Origin of the sequence: Agrococcus sp. Marseille-Q4369, assembly GCF_018308945.1 — a bacterium.
Lineage (GTDB): Bacteria > Actinomycetota > Actinomycetes > Actinomycetales > Microbacteriaceae > Agrococcus.
Genome location: NZ_CP070501.1, coordinates 2,240,929 through 2,256,605, shown reverse-complemented (window position 1 = coordinate 2,256,605; position 15,677 = coordinate 2,240,929). Strand labels below are relative to the sequence as shown.

Annotated in this window: 17 protein-coding genes; 3 read left to right on the top strand and 14 right to left on the bottom strand. The window is 74.0% G+C overall.

The genetic code is table 11. The features are described from left to right. The first annotated feature begins 24 nt into the window (after nucleotides 1-24). Nucleotides 25-447 (top strand): DUF4229 domain-containing protein, encoded by a 423-nt coding sequence (locus JSQ78_RS11395; protein WP_211447697.1) that lies wholly within the window; start codon nucleotides 25-27, stop codon nucleotides 445-447. A 19-nt stretch (nucleotides 448-466) separates the two neighbouring features. On the opposite strand, the gene JSQ78_RS11390 is transcribed toward JSQ78_RS11395, so the two are convergent. From JSQ78_RS11390 to JSQ78_RS11345, 10 genes are all read right to left on the bottom strand, one after another. Then, on the bottom strand, nucleotides 467-1,510 hold the full coding sequence (locus JSQ78_RS11390) for a hypothetical protein (protein WP_211447696.1): 1,044 nt from the start codon (nucleotides 1,508-1,510) through the stop codon (nucleotides 467-469). Nucleotides 1,511-1,554: 44 nt separating this feature from the next. Then, the gene (locus JSQ78_RS11385) at nucleotides 1,555-2,511 is read right to left on the bottom strand and encodes a 1,4-dihydroxy-2-naphthoate polyprenyltransferase (RefSeq protein WP_211447694.1); all 957 of its coding nucleotides are present in this window, start codon (nucleotides 2,509-2,511) and stop codon (nucleotides 1,555-1,557) included. A gap of 281 nt (nucleotides 2,512-2,792) precedes the next feature. Then, entirely contained in the window at nucleotides 2,793-3,791 is a 999-nt protein-coding gene (locus JSQ78_RS11380; protein ID WP_211447693.1) for an AMP-binding protein, read from the bottom strand. A gap of 39 nt (nucleotides 3,792-3,830) precedes the next feature. Then, on the bottom strand, nucleotides 3,831-4,730 hold the full coding sequence (locus tag JSQ78_RS11375; RefSeq protein ID WP_211447691.1) for a 1,4-dihydroxy-2-naphthoyl-CoA synthase: 900 nt from the start codon (nucleotides 4,728-4,730) through the stop codon (nucleotides 3,831-3,833). A 32-nt stretch (nucleotides 4,731-4,762) separates the two neighbouring features. Next, entirely contained in the window at nucleotides 4,763-5,512 is a 750-nt protein-coding gene (locus JSQ78_RS11370) for a hypothetical protein (RefSeq protein WP_211447689.1), read from the bottom strand. A gap of 52 nt (nucleotides 5,513-5,564) precedes the next feature. Further along, nucleotides 5,565-6,656, bottom strand: a complete 1,092-nt coding sequence (locus tag JSQ78_RS11365) for a hypothetical protein (RefSeq protein ID WP_211447687.1) — start codon at nucleotides 6,654-6,656, stop codon at nucleotides 5,565-5,567. Nucleotides 6,657-6,661: 5 nt separating this feature from the next. Further along, entirely contained in the window at nucleotides 6,662-7,738 is a 1,077-nt protein-coding gene (locus tag JSQ78_RS11360) for a hypothetical protein (RefSeq protein ID WP_211447685.1), read from the bottom strand. A gap of 65 nt (nucleotides 7,739-7,803) precedes the next feature. Beyond that, on the bottom strand, nucleotides 7,804-8,190 hold the full coding sequence (locus JSQ78_RS11355) for a hypothetical protein (protein ID WP_211447684.1): 387 nt from the start codon (nucleotides 8,188-8,190) through the stop codon (nucleotides 7,804-7,806). Nucleotides 8,191-8,261: 71 nt separating this feature from the next. Then, complete coding sequence (locus tag JSQ78_RS11350; RefSeq protein ID WP_211447682.1) at nucleotides 8,262-9,206, bottom strand: hypothetical protein; 945 nt, start codon at nucleotides 9,204-9,206, stop codon at nucleotides 8,262-8,264. Between the two features lie 32 nt (nucleotides 9,207-9,238). Further along, nucleotides 9,239-9,571: a hypothetical protein gene (locus JSQ78_RS11345; RefSeq protein WP_211447680.1), complete on the bottom strand. Its 333-nt coding sequence runs from the start codon at nucleotides 9,569-9,571 to the stop codon at nucleotides 9,239-9,241. Between the two features lie 67 nt (nucleotides 9,572-9,638). Here JSQ78_RS11345 and JSQ78_RS11340 point away from each other — a divergent pair, with 67 nt between their 5' ends. Next, complete coding sequence (locus JSQ78_RS11340; protein ID WP_249296058.1) at nucleotides 9,639-10,574, top strand: o-succinylbenzoate synthase; 936 nt, start codon at nucleotides 9,639-9,641, stop codon at nucleotides 10,572-10,574. A gap of 169 nt (nucleotides 10,575-10,743) precedes the next feature. After that, nucleotides 10,744-11,613 (top strand): endonuclease domain-containing protein, encoded by an 870-nt coding sequence (locus JSQ78_RS11335; protein WP_211447676.1) that lies wholly within the window; start codon nucleotides 10,744-10,746, stop codon nucleotides 11,611-11,613. A gap of 118 nt (nucleotides 11,614-11,731) precedes the next feature. Here JSQ78_RS11335 and ccsB read toward each other — a convergent pair whose 3' ends face one another. The 4 genes from ccsB to JSQ78_RS11315 are packed head-to-tail and all read right to left on the bottom strand — an operon-like array spanning nucleotide 11,732 to nucleotide 15,676. Next, complete coding sequence (ccsB, locus tag JSQ78_RS11330; RefSeq protein ID WP_211450623.1) at nucleotides 11,732-12,628, bottom strand: c-type cytochrome biogenesis protein CcsB; 897 nt, start codon at nucleotides 12,626-12,628, stop codon at nucleotides 11,732-11,734. A gap of 60 nt (nucleotides 12,629-12,688) precedes the next feature. Further along, nucleotides 12,689-14,341 (bottom strand): cytochrome c biogenesis protein ResB, encoded by a 1,653-nt coding sequence (gene resB / locus JSQ78_RS11325; RefSeq protein ID WP_249295663.1) that lies wholly within the window; start codon nucleotides 14,339-14,341, stop codon nucleotides 12,689-12,691. Further along, complete coding sequence (locus JSQ78_RS11320; RefSeq protein WP_502756151.1) at nucleotides 14,325-15,083, bottom strand: cytochrome c biogenesis CcdA family protein; 759 nt, start codon at nucleotides 15,081-15,083, stop codon at nucleotides 14,325-14,327. The genes resB and JSQ78_RS11320 overlap by 17 nt, the downstream gene beginning before the upstream one ends. Nucleotides 15,084-15,115: 32 nt before the next feature. Beyond that, nucleotides 15,116-15,676 (bottom strand): TlpA family protein disulfide reductase, encoded by a 561-nt coding sequence (locus JSQ78_RS11315; protein WP_211447674.1) that lies wholly within the window; start codon nucleotides 15,674-15,676, stop codon nucleotides 15,116-15,118. Between the last annotated feature and the right edge of the window lies 1 nt (nucleotide 15,677).

The window sequence follows — 15,677 nt, the reverse complement described above, 5'->3', positions numbered from 1 at the left end:
GGCGCGGCTCTTAGACTTGAGCGCATGGGCCCCTCGATGCGCTACCTCGTCGTGCGCGCTGCGCTGTTCCTCGTGCCGTTCGCGCTGCTGATGATCGCCGACGTGCCGTGGCCGATCTCGCTGCTCGTCGCGCTCGCGTTCGCGTTCGCCGCGTCGATCGTGTTCTTCGGCAAGCTGCGCGACGAGGCGGCCCGTGACCTCCAGCGGATGCGTCAGGGGCGCAAGCGCGAGGGCGCCGGTCCCGACGACGCCGACATCGAGGACGAGGTGCTCGACGCGGGCGCTGGGGGCGCTGCCCCGACGGCGGGCGTCGCGCGCGACGCGGACGCGGGCGCGGTCGACGCGAACGCCGCTCGAGCGGACCTCGCCGACGCGGCGCCCGAGGCGCCGCCCGCCCGCCAGACCGACGCGGCCGACGGGCACGACGCATCCGAGCCGCGCCCCTGACGCGCTGACGCCCGCGCGATCAGCGGCAGGCCTCCCACGCGTGCTCCTCGCCCGCGGGATCGAGCACGGCCGGACCGCTGCACTCCCAGTCGATGCCGCCCGCCCCGTCGGCGCGCGCACGGACCGCGACGCGCACGTCGCCCGCGGCGCCCGGCACACTCACCGGCACGTCGAGCTCGACGATGCCGCCTGCGACGGGCGCCATGCTCGTGAAGTCGCCGAGCGTCGCTCCCGCGCCGCCGCGCGGGCACGCCTGGACGGCACCGCAGGCGAGCGCATGCGCGAGCGCCCGCTCGCGCGCGGCCTCGACGACCTCCTCGTCGACTCGCCAGACGCGCGGCTCCGAGACGACCGACGTGCTCGGATCGCCGTCGACGACGAGCGCGAGCGGCCCGAAGTCGACGAGTGCGTGCTCGACAGGGTCGGCGGCGTAGACGCCGGGGTAGAGCAGCGTCGGGCTGTCACCGCCGAGGTCGACGCCGAGGTAGGCCGGCAGCGCGACGGACTGCATCGCATCGAGGCGCACAGGCTCGGCGAGGCTCGTCACGATGCGCCACCCGTCGCCCTCGCGCACTGCCTGCAGGCGGCGTTCGGCGGAGCGCTGGCCCGCACGGTAGGAGACCTCGACGGTCGCGGCGTCGCCATCGAGCTCGACGGCCCCGACGCCGAAGCGGTCGATCCGCTCGGCGTCGGCAAGTGCCGCGTCGGTCAGCAGCGGCGCATCTCCCTCGACCGGCACGAGCGCGCTCGCGTCGTCACCGCGCCCCTCGGCGATCGCCGTCAGGTAGTCGGCGGCCGCCGCCGTGACGGCCTCGTTCGCCAAGCTGTGCGCGTGGCGCTGCACCGCCTGTGCGATGCCGACCGCGAGCGCCACGACCGCGAGCGCTGCCGCGAGCACGGCGCCGACCACGAGCCGGCGGCGCCGCGCGCCCTCGACCGACCGGTCGTCGTCACGCGGCGCCGCGTCGAGACCGGCGTGCTCGGAGTGCGGCTCGTCGTCGACCTCGGCCTCGACCGTCGGGCGCGCGGACGGCATCTCGAACTCCGGCATCGGTGACGGCACGCATCCATCATCACCCACCGACGGCGATGCCGGCGGCAGGCGCGTCAGGCGCCGACGAAGCCGGCCGGGCCGCCCCAGATCGCGACCGCGAGGCCGACGCCGTAGAGCAGCGCGGTCACGCCCGTGAGGCCGAGCGCGGTGATGAGGTCGCGCGGCGTGCGCGCGGTGATGACGATGACCATGGCGGGACCCGCGAGCAGCAGCACCGCGAAGACGACGAAGCCGTAGGCGAGCGCGTACGAGAACACCCACAGGATGCCGAACGGCACGAGCATGAGCAGCACGTAGAGCGCCTTCGACGGGCCGCGGCCGAGCAGCGTCGCGAGCGTGCGCTTGCCGGCGGCGCGGTCGGTGTCGATGTCGCGCAGGTTGTTGCACAGCATGAGCGCGGCCGAGATCGCGCCGATCGCGATGCCGAGCGCGATCGAGTCGTCGGTGACGCGGCCGAGCATCGCGTAGACGGTGCCGCACACCGCGACCGGGCCGAAGAAGAGGAAGGCCATGAGCTCGCCGAGCGCGTAGTAGCCGTAGGGCCGCTTGCCGCCCGTGTAGCCCCACGCGGCGACGATGCAGACGGCGCCGACCGCGAGCAGCCACCACCGGCCGCTGAGCACCACGACGGCGATGCCGGCGAGCGCGCCCGCGGCGAGGAAGCCGATCGCGACGTTCCGCACCGCCTCGGGCGCGGCCTTGCCGGCGCCGACGAGTCGGCCCGGGCCGACCCGCACGGCGTCGGTGCCCTTCACGCCGTCGGAGTAGTCGTTCGCGAAGTTCACGCCGATCTGCATGCAGATCGCGAGCAGCAGGCACGCGATCGCGATGCCGAGGTGGTAGCCCTCGGCGTTGAACGCGGCCGCGGTGCCGAGCGCGACGGGGGCGACCGCCATGCCGAGCGTGCGGGGGCGGGATGCGGCGATCCAGTCGCGCGCGGTCGCGGGCGAAGGAGCGGTGCCGGCGTGCTGCGCGCGATTGGCGGGGTTGCCGGAGCGGGGGTTGGCCATCGCCTCCGATGGTAGTCGCCGCGCGCACCGCTCGACCGGGCCGCCGCCCACCGACTCGACCCGTTCCAGCCGACCGGAGCCCTTGCAGCGGGTCCACTGGGCGCGAACGGGTCGGCTCGGCGGAGCGTCCCGCTGAGAACGGGTCGGCTCGGCGAGAAGCGGTCGAGTCGGCGAGCGCGGGTTCGGTCGGCTCGGCGACCCGCTCCGCGGACCCCATCTCGACGCACGGACTCGAGATCTCGGGCCCCCGCAGCGAGATCGGGTCCGCGAAGGCGCGCGCCTCAGCCGAACAGCCCCCGGCGCCGCTCCTGCGTGCGGCTCGCGACGAGCCGCGTGAGGCGCTTGCGGTCGGGCTTGCCGGATGCCGTGGTCGGCATCACCGACACCGTCACGAGGTGGTTGGGGCGCGCGGGCTTGCCGAGCGCGTTGCCGACCGCCGCGCGGATCTCGGCGAGCGACGGCTTGAGCGTCGTCACGACCGCCGGCACCTCGCCCCACTCGGGGTGCGGCGCCGCGACGACGACCGCGTCGGGCGCGAAGGTCTGCACGACGTGCTCGACCGCCGCGAGCGACACCTTGATGCCGCCGGAGTTGATGACGTCGTCGATGCGGCCCGAGACCTGCAGCAGCCCGCTGATGAGGCTGCCGGCGTCGCCCGTCTTGTACCAGCGGGTGCCTGAGCCGTCGACGACGAAGCGCTGCTCGGTGAGCGCAGGGTCGTCGTAGCCGTCGGCGAGCTGCCGGCCGGCGATCTCGATCTGGTCGGTGAGGCGCAGCTTCACGTCGCGCAGCGGCCGGCCGTCCCACACGCATCCGCCGACCGTCTCGGTCGCGCCGTAGGTGCGGGTGACGCGCCAACCGAGCCGCGCGGCGCGCTCGATGAGCCCGAACGGCGCGCGCTGCCCACCGAGCAGGATGCGGTCGAGCCGCGCGATCGGCCCGATGAACGAGCGGTCGAGGGCGGCCGCGTCGACGAGCCGCGCGAGCTGCGTCGGCACGAGCGACGTGTACTTCCGCTCGTGCTCGAGGCTCTGCACCGCCTCGACGAACGCCTCCGCGGTGAAGGCGCCCTCGGTGCGCACGAGCGGCGCGCCCGAGACGGCGTTGCGCCAGATGACGTTCTTGCCCGCGATGTACTGCTCCGGCAGCGCGAGCACCCACTGGCCCGCCCCGCCGAGCCGCTCGATCGCGGCCTCGGTCGACGCCCGCACGGCCTCATCGGAGATGATGACGCGCTTCGGCCTGCCGCTCGACCCGCTGGTCTCCACGACGATCGTCATCGCTCTCCTCTCGTGCTCGGTCGTCCGTTCGTTCTCAGCTCAGTAGTGCCACGGGTAGCCCGACCAGTCGGGCTCCCGCTTCTCGAGGAACGAGTCGCGACCCTCGACGGCCTCGTCGGTGCCGTACGCGAGCCGGGTCGCCTCGCCGGCGAAGATCTGCTGCCCGACGAGCCCGTCGTCGACGGCGTTGAACGCGAACTTCAGCATCCGGATCGCCGTCGGGCTCTTCGTCAGGATCTCGCGAGCCCACTCGATCGCGGTCGACTCGAGCTCGGCGTGCGGCACGGATGCGTTGATCGCGCCGGCCTGCAGGGCACGGTCGGCGCTGTACTCGCGGGCGAGGAAGAACACCTCGCGGGCGAACTTCTGCCCCGTCTGCCTCGCCATGTACGCGGATCCGTACCCGGCGTCGAACGACCCGACGTCGGCATCCGTCTGCTTGAACCGCGCGTGCTCGGCGCTCGCGATCGTGAGGTCGCAGACGACGTGGAGCGAGTGGCCGCCGCCCGCCGCCCAGCCCGGCACGACCGCGATGACGACCTTCGGCATGAAGCGGATGAGGCGCTGCACCTCGAGGATGTGCAAGCGACCGCTCCGCGCCGGGTCGATCGACCCGGCGTCGGTGCCCTCGGCGTAGCGGTAGCCGTCGCGGCCGCGGATGCGCTGGTCGCCGCCCGAGCAGAAGGCCCAGCCGCCGTCCTTCGGGCTCGGGCCGTTGCCCGTGAGGAGCACGACGCCCACCCGGCTGTCCTGCCGCAGGCCGTCGAGCGCGCGGTGCAGCTCGTCGACGGTGTGGGGCCGGAAGGCGTTGCGCACCTCGGGCCGGTCGAAGGCGACGCGGCCGATGCGGCCGTCGCGCGAGCGGTGCACCGTGATGTCGTCGTAGCCGGGCTCCGCATCGCCCCACTCGGCGGGATCGAACAGGGGCGAGATGGTCACTCGGCCAGCCTACCCAGCGCCGCCTGCGCGGGTCAGCCGCACGCCTCGAGCGCGGTGCCGAACCAGCCCGGCTCACCGCACTCCCAGCGCTCGGGCCGGTCGTGCTCGTCGAGCGTGATGCGCACCTGCACGTCGAACGCCTCGCGGCCTGGCTCGTCGAGCGCCATGAAGCCGACCGACAGGTCGACGGTGCGCGCGACGGGGTCGACGCCCGCGACGTGCACGCGATCGTCGAAGCGGATGCGCGAGGTTCGCAGCTCCCACGCGCCGTCGACTCGCTCGGCCTGCAGCGTGCGGAAGACGTCGACGCCCCGCACGCGATAGTGCACCTCCGCGGTGCCTCGGTCGCCCTCGATGTGCACGACCTCGACCTCGGGCACTTCGATCGGGCGGGCCGAGCGCAGCACCTCCGGGGGCGCGGCGTAGGCGAGGCCGCGGATGGGCACCATCTGGCTCGCCCGGCGCGAGTCGCCCTCGGCGATCGCGTCGACGTAGTCGAGCGCGGTCGCGCGGAGGCTCTCGACCGCGGCGCCGGCAGCGGTCCGCTCCGCGGCCTCGAGCGCCGCAGGCACGCCGGCGCCGATCGCGAGGCCGACGAGCGCCGCGGCCGCGACGTGCTTGAGCAGGAACGCGCGGCTCGCGCGCACGGGTGCGGATGCATCCGGCTCGATCGCGCGCTCGCGCACCTCGGGCGCGGGTGGCGAGGGCGTCGCGAGCGGCACGGCGCCGACCCTCGGAGCCACCGGCGGCGGCATCTCGAACTGCGGCATCTCGCCCGCCATGCGCTCATGATGCACCCGTCGCGATCGCGCGGGAAGCGGTGGGTTCGGCGGCTCAGTCCAGGGTCGGGCACGGGGCCAGAGCACCGTCGGCGGCGCCCGGCACCCCGCACTCCCACTCGAGCGGGCGGCCCTCGTCGTCGACCGCCAGCCGCATCGAGAGCTCGAACCACGAGGAGGTGGTGCCCGCCGTCGCGACGAGCGGCACGCCGAGCTGGATCCTGCCGTCCGGATCGATCGACCGCACGTACGCGCTCTCGGGGGTACCGAGCAGCGCGCCGTCGGCGATCGGGCACGACCCCTCTGCCTGGCACTCGGCGGCCGCGGCGATCGCGAAGTCGGCCGCGAGCTCGGCGAGCGGCTCGGCGAGCCGGCGCTCGACGTGGATCTCTGTGGGCGTGCGCGGGTCGCCGTCGATCGCGAGGCGCTCCCCGCCGACGACGAAGACCGGTCCCTCGACGAGGTCGAGCTCGTACGTGCCCGGGTAGAGCCGCACCTGGCGCTCGGTGAGCGAGACCCCGGCGATCGACACCGGCAGGCCGTTGTCGAACGGCTGCACGGTCGCGCGCTCGGCGAGCGAGGTCAGCAGCGCCCACCGCCCGTCGATCCGCTCCGCGTCGAGCGACCGCGCGTGCTCGCGGCCGCCGACCCGGAAGCGCACCTCGACGGTGCCGACGTCGCCGTCGATGTGCACGAGCCGCACCTCCGGCTGCTCGATCGGCCGCGCCGCGGCGAGCAGCTCCGCCGGCGCGATCGCGGCCGCCTCGGTGCCCTGCATGAGCGGCACGAGCGCCGTCGCCTCGTCGGCGCGACGCTCGGCCACCGCCGCGAGGTAGTCGGCGGCGACGGCGCGGAGCCGCTCGACGTCGTCGGCGACCGCGGCGCGGTCGAGCGTCTGCAGGGTCGCGGGCACCGCGGCGCCGACGAGCGCGCCGACGACGCCGGCGGCGATCACGTGGCGCCAGCCGACGCGACGGCGCCCGATCAGTGCCGGCGCGGGCTCCTCGAGCGCGGGGGCCGACGCTGCCCCGTCGACGCGGGGCGCATCGCGCGCGGCGCCGACGGGCTCGGGACGCGACACCTCCGGCGGCATCTCGAACTCCGGGATGCCGTGGACCGGCTCGCGATCGTGCACATCGCCATCCATGCGGCTCAGTCGATCGCGGGGCAGGGCGAGAGGTCGCCGTCGAACCGCCCCGGTCGTCCGCAGAGCCAATCGAGCGGTCGGCCGTCCGCGTCGACGCTCAGCCGCACCTGCAGGTCGAGCCACGTGCCCGTCGGCGACTCCGGCGAGAGGGGCACGCTGAGGTCGAGCCGGCCGCGTTCGAGGTCGCTGAAGACGACGTGCACCTGATCGGTCGTTCGCAGCGTCTCGCCGGCGGGAACCTCGCACGCGTCGGCGCGCTGGCACGCCGCGACGGCCGCGAGGGCGTGCGCCGCGGCGAGCTCCGACAGCTCCGGCGCGAGCTCCGACATGCGGTACGTCTCGGTGGGCGTGCGCGGGTCGCCATCCACGACGAAGCTCTCGGCTCGAGAGACGAGCACGGGGCCTGCGTCGCTCTCGGGCACGTACACGCCGGGGTAGAGGAGCACCCTGCCGGATTCGACGGCCATGCCGGCGATCGTGAGCGTCGATCGATCGTCGGAGCTGTAGACGCTCACCGGCTCCAGGAGCGTCGTCGCGAGGTGCCAGCGGCCGTCGCGACGCTCGACGTCGAGCGAGCCGAAGGTGTCGGAGCCGCCCACGCGGTAGCGCACCTCCACGGAGCCCCGGTCGCCCTCCAGGTGCACGAGCCGCACCTCGGTCCGCTCGATCGGCCGAGCCGCTGCGAGGACGGCCGCGGGCGCGAGCGGCGTCCGGGCCGCCGACGGGGCGAGGGCGGTCGCATCATCGGCGCGCCCCTCGGCGATCGCGGTGAGGTAGTCGGCGGCGAGGGAACGCACACCATCGATCTCGGCCGCCGCTGCAGCCCGGTCGAAGGCCTGCAGCGCGGCCGGCACGGCGGCCCCCGCGATGACCCCGACGAGCGCCGCGGCGAGCACGTGCCGCCAGACGACGCGCGGTCGAGGCGGGATCGGCGGGGCCTCGAGCGCGGGCTCCGCCGTCAGCTCCCTCTCGCCGACCGCGGTCGGGGCCGCGGCGGCCGGTGCGAGCGTGCCTGGATCGGGCGCCGGGAGGGGCGGCGGCACCACGTCGGGCATCTCGAACTCGGGCATCTCCGTCGACACGCGACCATCCTGGCGGTCGGATGCGCCGTTCGCGCCCGCGCTGCGCGAATCGTTACGAAGGCGGGTCAGATGGGCGCGGAGAGCGCGCCGAGGAAGCCCCAGCCGAACCAGCTCGCCGCGCCGAAGAGCACGAGGAAGCCGAGCGCGAGGGCGGCGCCGAAGACGCCGGTGCGTCGCCCATCCGCGCTCCTCGCAGCCAGGCAGCCCACGACGACCGCGCCGAGGCCGGCCGCGACGGCGAGCACGAGCACGACGACGAGCACGGGCAGCTCGCCCGGTCGCGGTGCGAAGAGGTAGCTCAGCTGCTGCACGAGCGAGATGCCCTGCAGCACGAGCGCGCCGAGCATGAGCCACAGCGACATGGCGCCGAGGCGGGCGGCCCGCCGGTCGCGCACGGCGCGCGGCGTGCGGGGCGCGCGCTGGTCGGCCTCTGCGAGGAGTTCTTCGAGCATCGCCCGATGCTACGAGCGCTGCGTCGCCCGCCCGGGCAGGCGCGCGGAGGCATCCGCACTCCTCCGCCGCGTCAGCCGCAGCTGCGCGGCTCGGCGCCGGCGAGCGCGCAGCGCATGCTCTCGAAAGCGCTGAGCGTCGGGTCCATGAAGCCGACGACCTCGAGCGACGTGCCCACCTCACCCGACGCGATCGGCACCTGCACGGCGACCTCGCCGGCTTGCCCGGTGCGGGGCACGACGATCGGGCGCGGCAGCTGGGACGCGTCGAAGGCGGGCGGCAGGGCGCACGAGCGGGCTGCGACGCACTCGGCGACGAAGTCGCGACCGGCGGCCTCGAGCGCGTCGATCGCGGCATCGGTGAGGGTCGGCGTCAGATCGACCGCGACGCGCGAGCGCGGGTCGCCGTCGGTCTCGAACGACGTGGCCGGCATCGCCACGAGCGGGGCGTCGATCGGCGCGATCGCGTGGCTGCCGGGCAGCAGCAGCAGGCTGCGCGTCGCGGGCACGACGCCGATGCCGTCGATCTGCACCGGCACCGAGAGGGCGGTCGCGATCGCGACCGGCTCAGCGAGGGTGCGCTGCATGCGCCACGCGCCGTCGGCGTAGACGGCGTCGATCTCGCGCAGCACCGTGCGCTCGGCGATGAGGTACGTGACGTCGACGCTCGCGGTGCCGTCGCCGAGCTCGACCGCGGCGACGCGGGGCGAGCGGAGCCGACCGTCCCGAGCGATCGTGCTCGGCAGGGCGGCGGCGCGCTCGGCGGACGGGAGCAGCGCCTCGTCGGCGGCCTCGTCGTCGCCCGTCGCGATCGCCTCGAGGTAGTCGAGCACCGCCTCGCGCGCCGCTTGCTCGGAGCGGGGGCCGTTCCGCTCGAGCAGAGCCTGCACGCCGAGCGTGCCCGCGATGCCGACGAGCAGGGCGACGAGCGCGACCGCGATCATCGCCCGGCGGGAGGTGGCGCGCTCCGGCAGGGCCGGGTCCTCGTCGGGCATCTGGAACTGCGGCGCCGTCGCCATGCGACCAAGGATGCCACCGCATCCGCAGCCGTCTACTGCAGGAGGCCGAGCGCGAAGCCGATGATGAGGAAGACGACCGGGTTGGAGATGACGAGCAGGCCGCCGGCGATCGCTGCCATCGTGATGTTCGCGGTGCCGCGCTTCGCGAGCGCCGCGATCGCGAACCACAGGCCGAGCAGCGTGAAGATGCCCCACAGCGGCAGGAGCCACACGACGAGCCCGTCGAGGTCGACGACGGCGATGCCGAAGCACAGCAGCAGCATCGCCCCGCACAGCACCGCGGCGATGAGCGCGAGGATGCCCCAGACCGGGTTGCGGCGACGGGTGCGCGCGGCGCGCGTCTCGATGACCCAGGGCAGCTCCACGGGACGATCATGGCAGGCGTGCGAGCATGGGCGCGTGGACCTCGCCCTCGAGCGGCTCGCCGACCGCATGCACGTCGTGTCGCTGCCGCTCGCCACGCGCTTCCGCGGCGTCGAGGTGCGGGAGGCGGCGCTCTTCTCGGGCGTCGCCGGTTGGGGCGAGTGGAGCCCGTTCCTCGAGTACGAGGCCGAGGAGGCCGCGCGCTGGCTGCGGGCGGCGCTCGAGGACGCGGATCGCGAGCGACCGGCGCGGATGCGCGAGTCGGTGCCCGTCAACGCGACGCTGCCTGCCGTCGCGCCCGACGCGGTCGCGGGCGTGCTCGCGCGCTACGACGGCTGCCGCACCGTGAAGGTCAAGGTCGCCGAGCGCGGCCAGGTGCTCGCCGACGACATCGCGCGCGTCGCGGAGGTGCGGACGCTGCTGCCCGACGTGCGCATCCGGCTGGACGCGAACGGCGGCTGGAACCTCGACGAGGCCGAGTCGGCGATCCGGGCGCTCGAGCGCTTCGACCTCGAGTACGTCGAGCAGCCGTGCGCGACCGTGCCGGAGCTCGCGGAGCTGCGCTCTCGGGTGCGGAAGCTCGACATCCCGATCGCCGCCGACGAGTCGGTTCGGAAGGCGGAGGACCCGCTGCTCGTCGCGCGAGCCGGTGCCGCCGACATCGTGGTGGTGAAGGCGCAGCCGCTCGGCGGCATCCGCGCGGCGCTCGAGATCGTCGCCGAGGCGGGGCTGCCGGCGGTCGTCTCATCGGCGCTCGACACGTCGGTGGGGCTCTCGATGGGCGCCGGGCTCGCTGGCGCGCTGCCCGAGCTGCCCTACGACTGCGGGCTCGGCACGGGCGCGCTGCTCGCGGCCGATGTCGCGGCGCCGCTCGTGCCGGTCGGCGGCGCCATCCCGGTCGGCCGCGTCTCCCCCGACCCCGCGCTGCTCGAGGCGCACGCGGCTGCGCCAGAGCGGGTCGAGCACTGGCGCGAGCGGCTCGCGGCGGCGCTCCCCCACCTCTGAGTCTTCAACCGGACAGTCGGTGGGGCGAGGAGATATGTTTCGCGCCCCACCGGCTATCCGGTTGAGGCTCGCTCGACTGGCGCGGCGGGCAGCGGAGCGCGGGCGGGGTTGTGCACATCTGGCCGTTCGCGCCGCGCGGACGCGCAGCGCGTGGGCGCATGGTGCGCGCATGGAGCTCCTCGAGTGGATGGGAACAGTCGGCGGCGTCTGCACGACCCGGGCCGCGCGCGACTTCGCCACGGGCGACGAGCTCGTGCGGCACCGCGCGGAAGGCCGGCTCTGGTCGCCGCTCCGGGGCTGGCTCGCGCTCGCGGGCGTGCGCAACGACGTCACGCGGGCGCTGCGGGCGGGCGGCGTGCTGACCTGCGTCTCGGCGTTCCGCGAGCACGGCCTCTGGACACCGCACGGGCCGCAGCACCTTCACGTGCGCGTGCACCGCGAGACGCACAGCGCGCGCGTCGACCGCTCGGAGCGGGCTGCGGGGATCACCGTGCACCGCCTGCACTTCTGGCTGCCGGAGGAGCGACCGACGTTCGGCATCGATGCCCCCGAGACGGCCCTCGCGGTCGCGACCGCGTGTGTGTCAGAGGCCGATGTCATCGGCGCGACAGACTCCGCGGTGACCTCTGGACGCCTCTCGCTGGAGGATGTGCGCGAGCTCGCGGCGCGCTTGCCTCGAGACCGACGACGCGGCCTGGAGCGCGCGAGCGGTGAGACGGGCTCAGGCTCGGAGTCGACGTTCGCGCTCCTGCTGCGGCGCGCCGGCATCCGGTACGTGCACCAGTTCGAACCGCGGCCGGGCCACTTCTCCGACTTCCGGATCGGCCGCTCGCTCATCGTCGAGATCGACTCGCAGCTGTGGCACGCGACGCCGCAGCAGCAGGCGAAGGATCGCGAGCGCGACGCGGCGCTGACGGCGATGGGTTACCGCGTGCTGCGCTTCACGTACGAGCAAGTGCTCTTCCAGCCGGACTACGTCATGTCGATCGTGCTGGCCCTGGTGCGGCGGCGCGCGCACCTCCGCCCGATCTGGGGCTGAGACGCTGTGCGGTGGACCGCCTCCTCACCCGAACGCGTCAGTTGAGCCGAACTCAACCGGATGGCCGGTAGGGCGCGACACATATCTCCTCGCCCCACCGGCTATCCGGTTGAAGACCCTAGAGGCCGCTGTAGGCGTGCAGGCCCTTGAAGAAGAGGTTGACGACCGAGTAGTTGAAGATGATCGCGGCGAAGCCGACGAGCTGCAGCCACGCCGAGCGCGAGCCGCGCCAGCCGCGCGTCGCCCGCGCGTGGATGTAGCCGGCGTAGACGACCCAGATCACGAAGGTCCAGACCTCCTTCGTGTCCCAGCCCCAGTAGCGGCCCCACGCGTGCTCGGCCCAGATCGCGCCGGCGATGAGCGTGAAGGTCCAGAAGATGAAGCCGATGACGCCGACGCGGTAGGCGAGGTCCTCGAGCTGCACCGTCGAGGGCAGCGCCCGCAGGAAGCCGCTGTCGCGCCGCTCCTTGATGAGCTGCAGGATGCTGAGGCCCGACCCGAGCGCGAAGAAGCCGGTCGCGAGCGTCGCGACGAAGACGTGGATGACGAGCCAGTACGACTGCAGCGCGGGCGGCAGCGGCGTCGGCGTGACGTAGAAGTTGACGGTCGCGAGCCCGAGGAAGACGGTCGCGAGGCCCGAGATGAACACGCCGAGGAAGTTCAAGTCGCGCCACAGCCGCGACAGTACGAAGACGCCCACGATGACGGCGACGCCCGTGAGCGCGAACTCGTACATGTTCGCCCACGGCACGCGGCCGGCGGCGAGGCCGCGCAGCACGGCGCCGCCGAGGTGCAGCGCCCACGCGATCACGATGAGCGCGAAGCCGATGCGCGCGCCGCGGCCCGGACGGGCGGCTGACCCAGAGGCGGCGGGGGCGGATGCGGCGGGTCGCGCAGGCGCACCGGGCGCGCCCGCGCTCACGAGCTCGCGCGCCTCCTCGGGCACGGCGGCTGCCGCGGAGCGGCGCGCGACGTCGACCGCGTAGGCGACGAACGCGAGCGTGTAGACGGCCATGGCCGAGTACACGAGCAGCAGCGACCAGGCGTCGAGTTCAGCGGGAGGCACGGCGGGATCCTACTCTCGCGGCCTATCAGTGAGCCCTGCCGACCGGGCCTCGCCCGCGGTCGCGCCGACCGCATCCGTCGCCGCCGAAGCGTCGTCGTCGCCCGCCGCCGAGGCGTCGTCGACGAGCCGTCGCGCGAGGTCGTCGACGGCGCGCTCGAGCGTCGGGTCCTCGCCGCGCGCGAGCCCGGCGAGCTCGAGCCGGTCGCCCACGGCCTTCACCCACAAGCGGCGGCGCGGCACGAGGAGCGACGCGAGGAGCGAGACGAACAGCAGCACCGTGATCCAGAACACCGGGGTCTGCGTGTGGTCGACGTGCACCTCGATGACGCCGTAGCGCCGCACGTCCTCGAACGTGATGGTGCCGAGCCCGCCGGGGATGTCGATCGTCTGCCCGGGTGCGAGCGTCAGCGCATCCGTCCCGGAGTCGCCGCCGGCGATCTGGGTCATCTCGTCGGTCTCGAGGGCGTACACCGAGCGCGGGACCCCGCGGTCGAGCCCGAGGTCGCCCGCGAACGCTTGCAGCGAGAGCACGGGGTTCGCGAGGTCGGGGTAGGCGGAGGCGAGCGCGCCGGTGTCGAGCGGCACCGCGGTCGGGTAGAAGAAGCCGCGCAGGCCCAGCTGCTCCTCGAGCCCGTCCGGCAGCTTGATGACGCCGAGGCTCGTCATCGCGTCGTCCTGCGCGAGGAACGGCGTGTACTGGTCGTACACGACCTCGCCCGACGCATCCCGCACCGAGATTCGCGGCGCGTAGCCGTTCGAGATGAGGTACAGGTCGGCGCCCGCGACGTTCAGCGGCTCGTTGACCTTGATCTGCGCGTCGCGCTCGCCGGCCGCGTCGGTGACCGACACGAGCGCCGTGAAGTCGAGCGGCGCGCCGATCGCGTCGCGGTTCTCGGTCTCGTACTCGACCTGCAGGTCGTCGAGCACGACCGCGAACGGCTCGAGCGAGGCCTCGTCGAACCACTGCCCCGACGAGAACGAGTCGAAGCTCGAGAGCGTGTTCGCGAAGCCGCGCCCCTCGACGAGCAGTCGCTGCCCGTCGTAGCCGAAGCCCGAGCCGAGGCCGATGACGAGCAGCAGGCCGAGCATCGAGATGTGGAAGAGCAGGTTGCCGGTCTCGCGCAGGTAGCCGCGCTCGGCCGAGACCGACTCGCCGTAGCGGGCGGTGCGGTAGCCGAGGCGGCGCAGCACGCGGTCGGCGCGGTCGAGGTCGGATGCGTCCCCGGGCACGGTCTGGAACCCCACGAGCCGCGAGAGGCGCGCGGGCGTGCGCGGCGGCTTGGCGCGCATCGCCTTCCAGTGGTGCGCGAGCCGCGGCACGACGCAGCCGACGAGCGACGTGAACAGCAGGATGTAGATGCCCGAGAACCACGGGCTCGAGTAGACGTCGTGGAGGGAGAGCGCGTCGTAGAGCCAGACGAGCTCGGGGTTGTCGGCGCGCACCTGGATGACGCCGTTCGGGTCGCTCGACTCCTGCGGCACGAGGCTGCCGGGGATCGCGGCGACCGCGAGCAGGAGCAGCAGCACGATCGCGGTGCGCATCGAGGTGAGCTGGCGCCAGAGGAAGCGCGCCCAGCCGCGCACGCCGAGCGGCGGCTGCGAGGTCGTGGCGGTGGAGTCGACGTGGTCGCTCGGCCGCAGCGGATCAGATGACTGTGACAACGCTCGCGATCCAACCCTGGAGGGACTGCATGATGGCGTTCCACGCGCCGGTGACCATGAGCACGCCGATCGCGATGAGCATCGCGCCACCGGCGACGTTGATCGCCCGGATGTGCCGACGCATCCACGCGACGGCGCCGCCGGCCCAGCCGAGGCCGAGCGCGAGCAGCAGGAACGGGATGCCGAGGCCGAGCGCGTAGGCGAGGCCGAGGAGCGCGCCCTGCCACGCCGAGCCGGTCGTGACGGTGAGCGCGCTGATCGCGGCGAGCGTCGGGCCTGAGCACGGCGTCCAGCCGAGCGCGAAGACGACGCCGACGAGCGGCGCCGCCCACAGGCCGCCCGCCTTGACCTGCTGCGGCTTCCAGACGCGCTGCAGGAACGAGAACTGGCCGACGAAGACGAGGCCGAGCACGATGAGCACGCCGCCGAGGATGCGCACGAGCGTGTCGCCGTGCTGCAGCAGGAACGAGCTCACGGCCCCGACGATCGCGTTGCCGAGCACGAACACGAGCGTGAAGCCGGCGATGAAGAGGCCGACGCCGCCGACGAGCCGGCCGCGACCCTGGCCCTGCTCGCCGACGAGCGAGCCGACGAGGCCGAGGTAGCCGGGCACGAGCGGCAGGATGCACGGGCTCGCGAACGAGACGATGCCGGCGAGCAGCGCGATCGGGATCGAGACGAGCAGCTGGCCGCTCAGCACGGCGCCCGCCGGATCGAAGGAAGCGACGTCGAAGGCGGCGATCGCCGGGGCGGCGAGGAGGGAGGCAGCGGCGCTCACCGCTCGAGCTCCTCCCGCAGCAGGGTCGCGAGGATGCTCGTGTCGGAGACGGCGCCCGAGACGCGCGCCGCGACGCGGCCCTCCTTGTCGAGCACGAGCGTCGAGGGCACGGCGTTGGGGGCGACGATGCCGGTGAAGGCGAGCTGCGCCTCGGCGCTCTCGTCGTCGAGGATCGACGGGTAGTCGATGCCGAACTGCTCCTCGAACGCCGTCGCCTGCGCGGCGCCGTCGCGCGTGTTGACGCCGATGAAGTCGACCTCATCGCCGAACTCGGCGTGCAGCTCGGCGAGCACGGGCGCCTCGACGCGGCACGGCGGGCACGCCGCGTACCAGAAGTTGACGAGCGCGACGCCGTCGAGCTCCGACGAGTCGAACTGCCCGCCGCCTGCGAGCGGGCCGCCGAACTCGCCCGGGGCCTGGCGCTCGGCGAGCGGCACCTCGGTCACGAAGCCGTCGCCCGCGATGTAGCCCGAGTCGCCGACCTGCCCGGCCACGCCGTCGGCGCTCGAGCAGCCCGCGAGCGCGAGCGCAGCGAGCGCGAACGCGCCAACGCGCATC

Excerpts from the sequence above, each read along its gene's own strand:
- JSQ78_RS11350 (WP_211447682.1), bottom strand. The coding sequence starts at position 9,206 with ATGGCGACGGCGCCGCAGTTCCAGATGCCCGACGAGGACCCGGCCCTG.
- ccsB (WP_211450623.1), bottom strand. The coding sequence starts at position 12,628 with ATGGCCGTCTACACGCTCGCGTTCGTCGCCTACGCGGTCGACGTCGCG.
- JSQ78_RS11335 (WP_211447676.1), top strand. The coding sequence starts at position 10,744 with ATGGAGCTCCTCGAGTGGATGGGAACAGTCGGCGGCGTCTGCACGACC.
- JSQ78_RS11370 (WP_211447689.1), bottom strand. The coding sequence starts at position 5,512 with ATGGCGGGCGAGATGCCGCAGTTCGAGATGCCGCCGCCGGTGGCTCCG.
- JSQ78_RS11355 (WP_211447684.1), bottom strand. The coding sequence starts at position 8,190 with ATGCTCGAAGAACTCCTCGCAGAGGCCGACCAGCGCGCGCCCCGCACG.
- JSQ78_RS11380 (WP_211447693.1), bottom strand. The coding sequence starts at position 3,791 with ATGACGATCGTCGTGGAGACCAGCGGGTCGAGCGGCAGGCCGAAGCGC.
- JSQ78_RS11315 (WP_211447674.1), bottom strand. The coding sequence starts at position 15,676 with ATGCGCGTTGGCGCGTTCGCGCTCGCTGCGCTCGCGCTCGCGGGCTGC.
- JSQ78_RS11395 (WP_211447697.1), top strand. The coding sequence starts at position 25 with ATGGGCCCCTCGATGCGCTACCTCGTCGTGCGCGCTGCGCTGTTCCTC.
- JSQ78_RS11385 (WP_211447694.1), bottom strand. The coding sequence starts at position 2,511 with ATGGCCAACCCCCGCTCCGGCAACCCCGCCAATCGCGCGCAGCACGCC.
- JSQ78_RS11365 (WP_211447687.1), bottom strand. The coding sequence starts at position 6,656 with ATGGATGGCGATGTGCACGATCGCGAGCCGGTCCACGGCATCCCGGAG.
- JSQ78_RS11340 (WP_249296058.1), top strand. The coding sequence starts at position 9,639 with ATGCACGTCGTGTCGCTGCCGCTCGCCACGCGCTTCCGCGGCGTCGAG.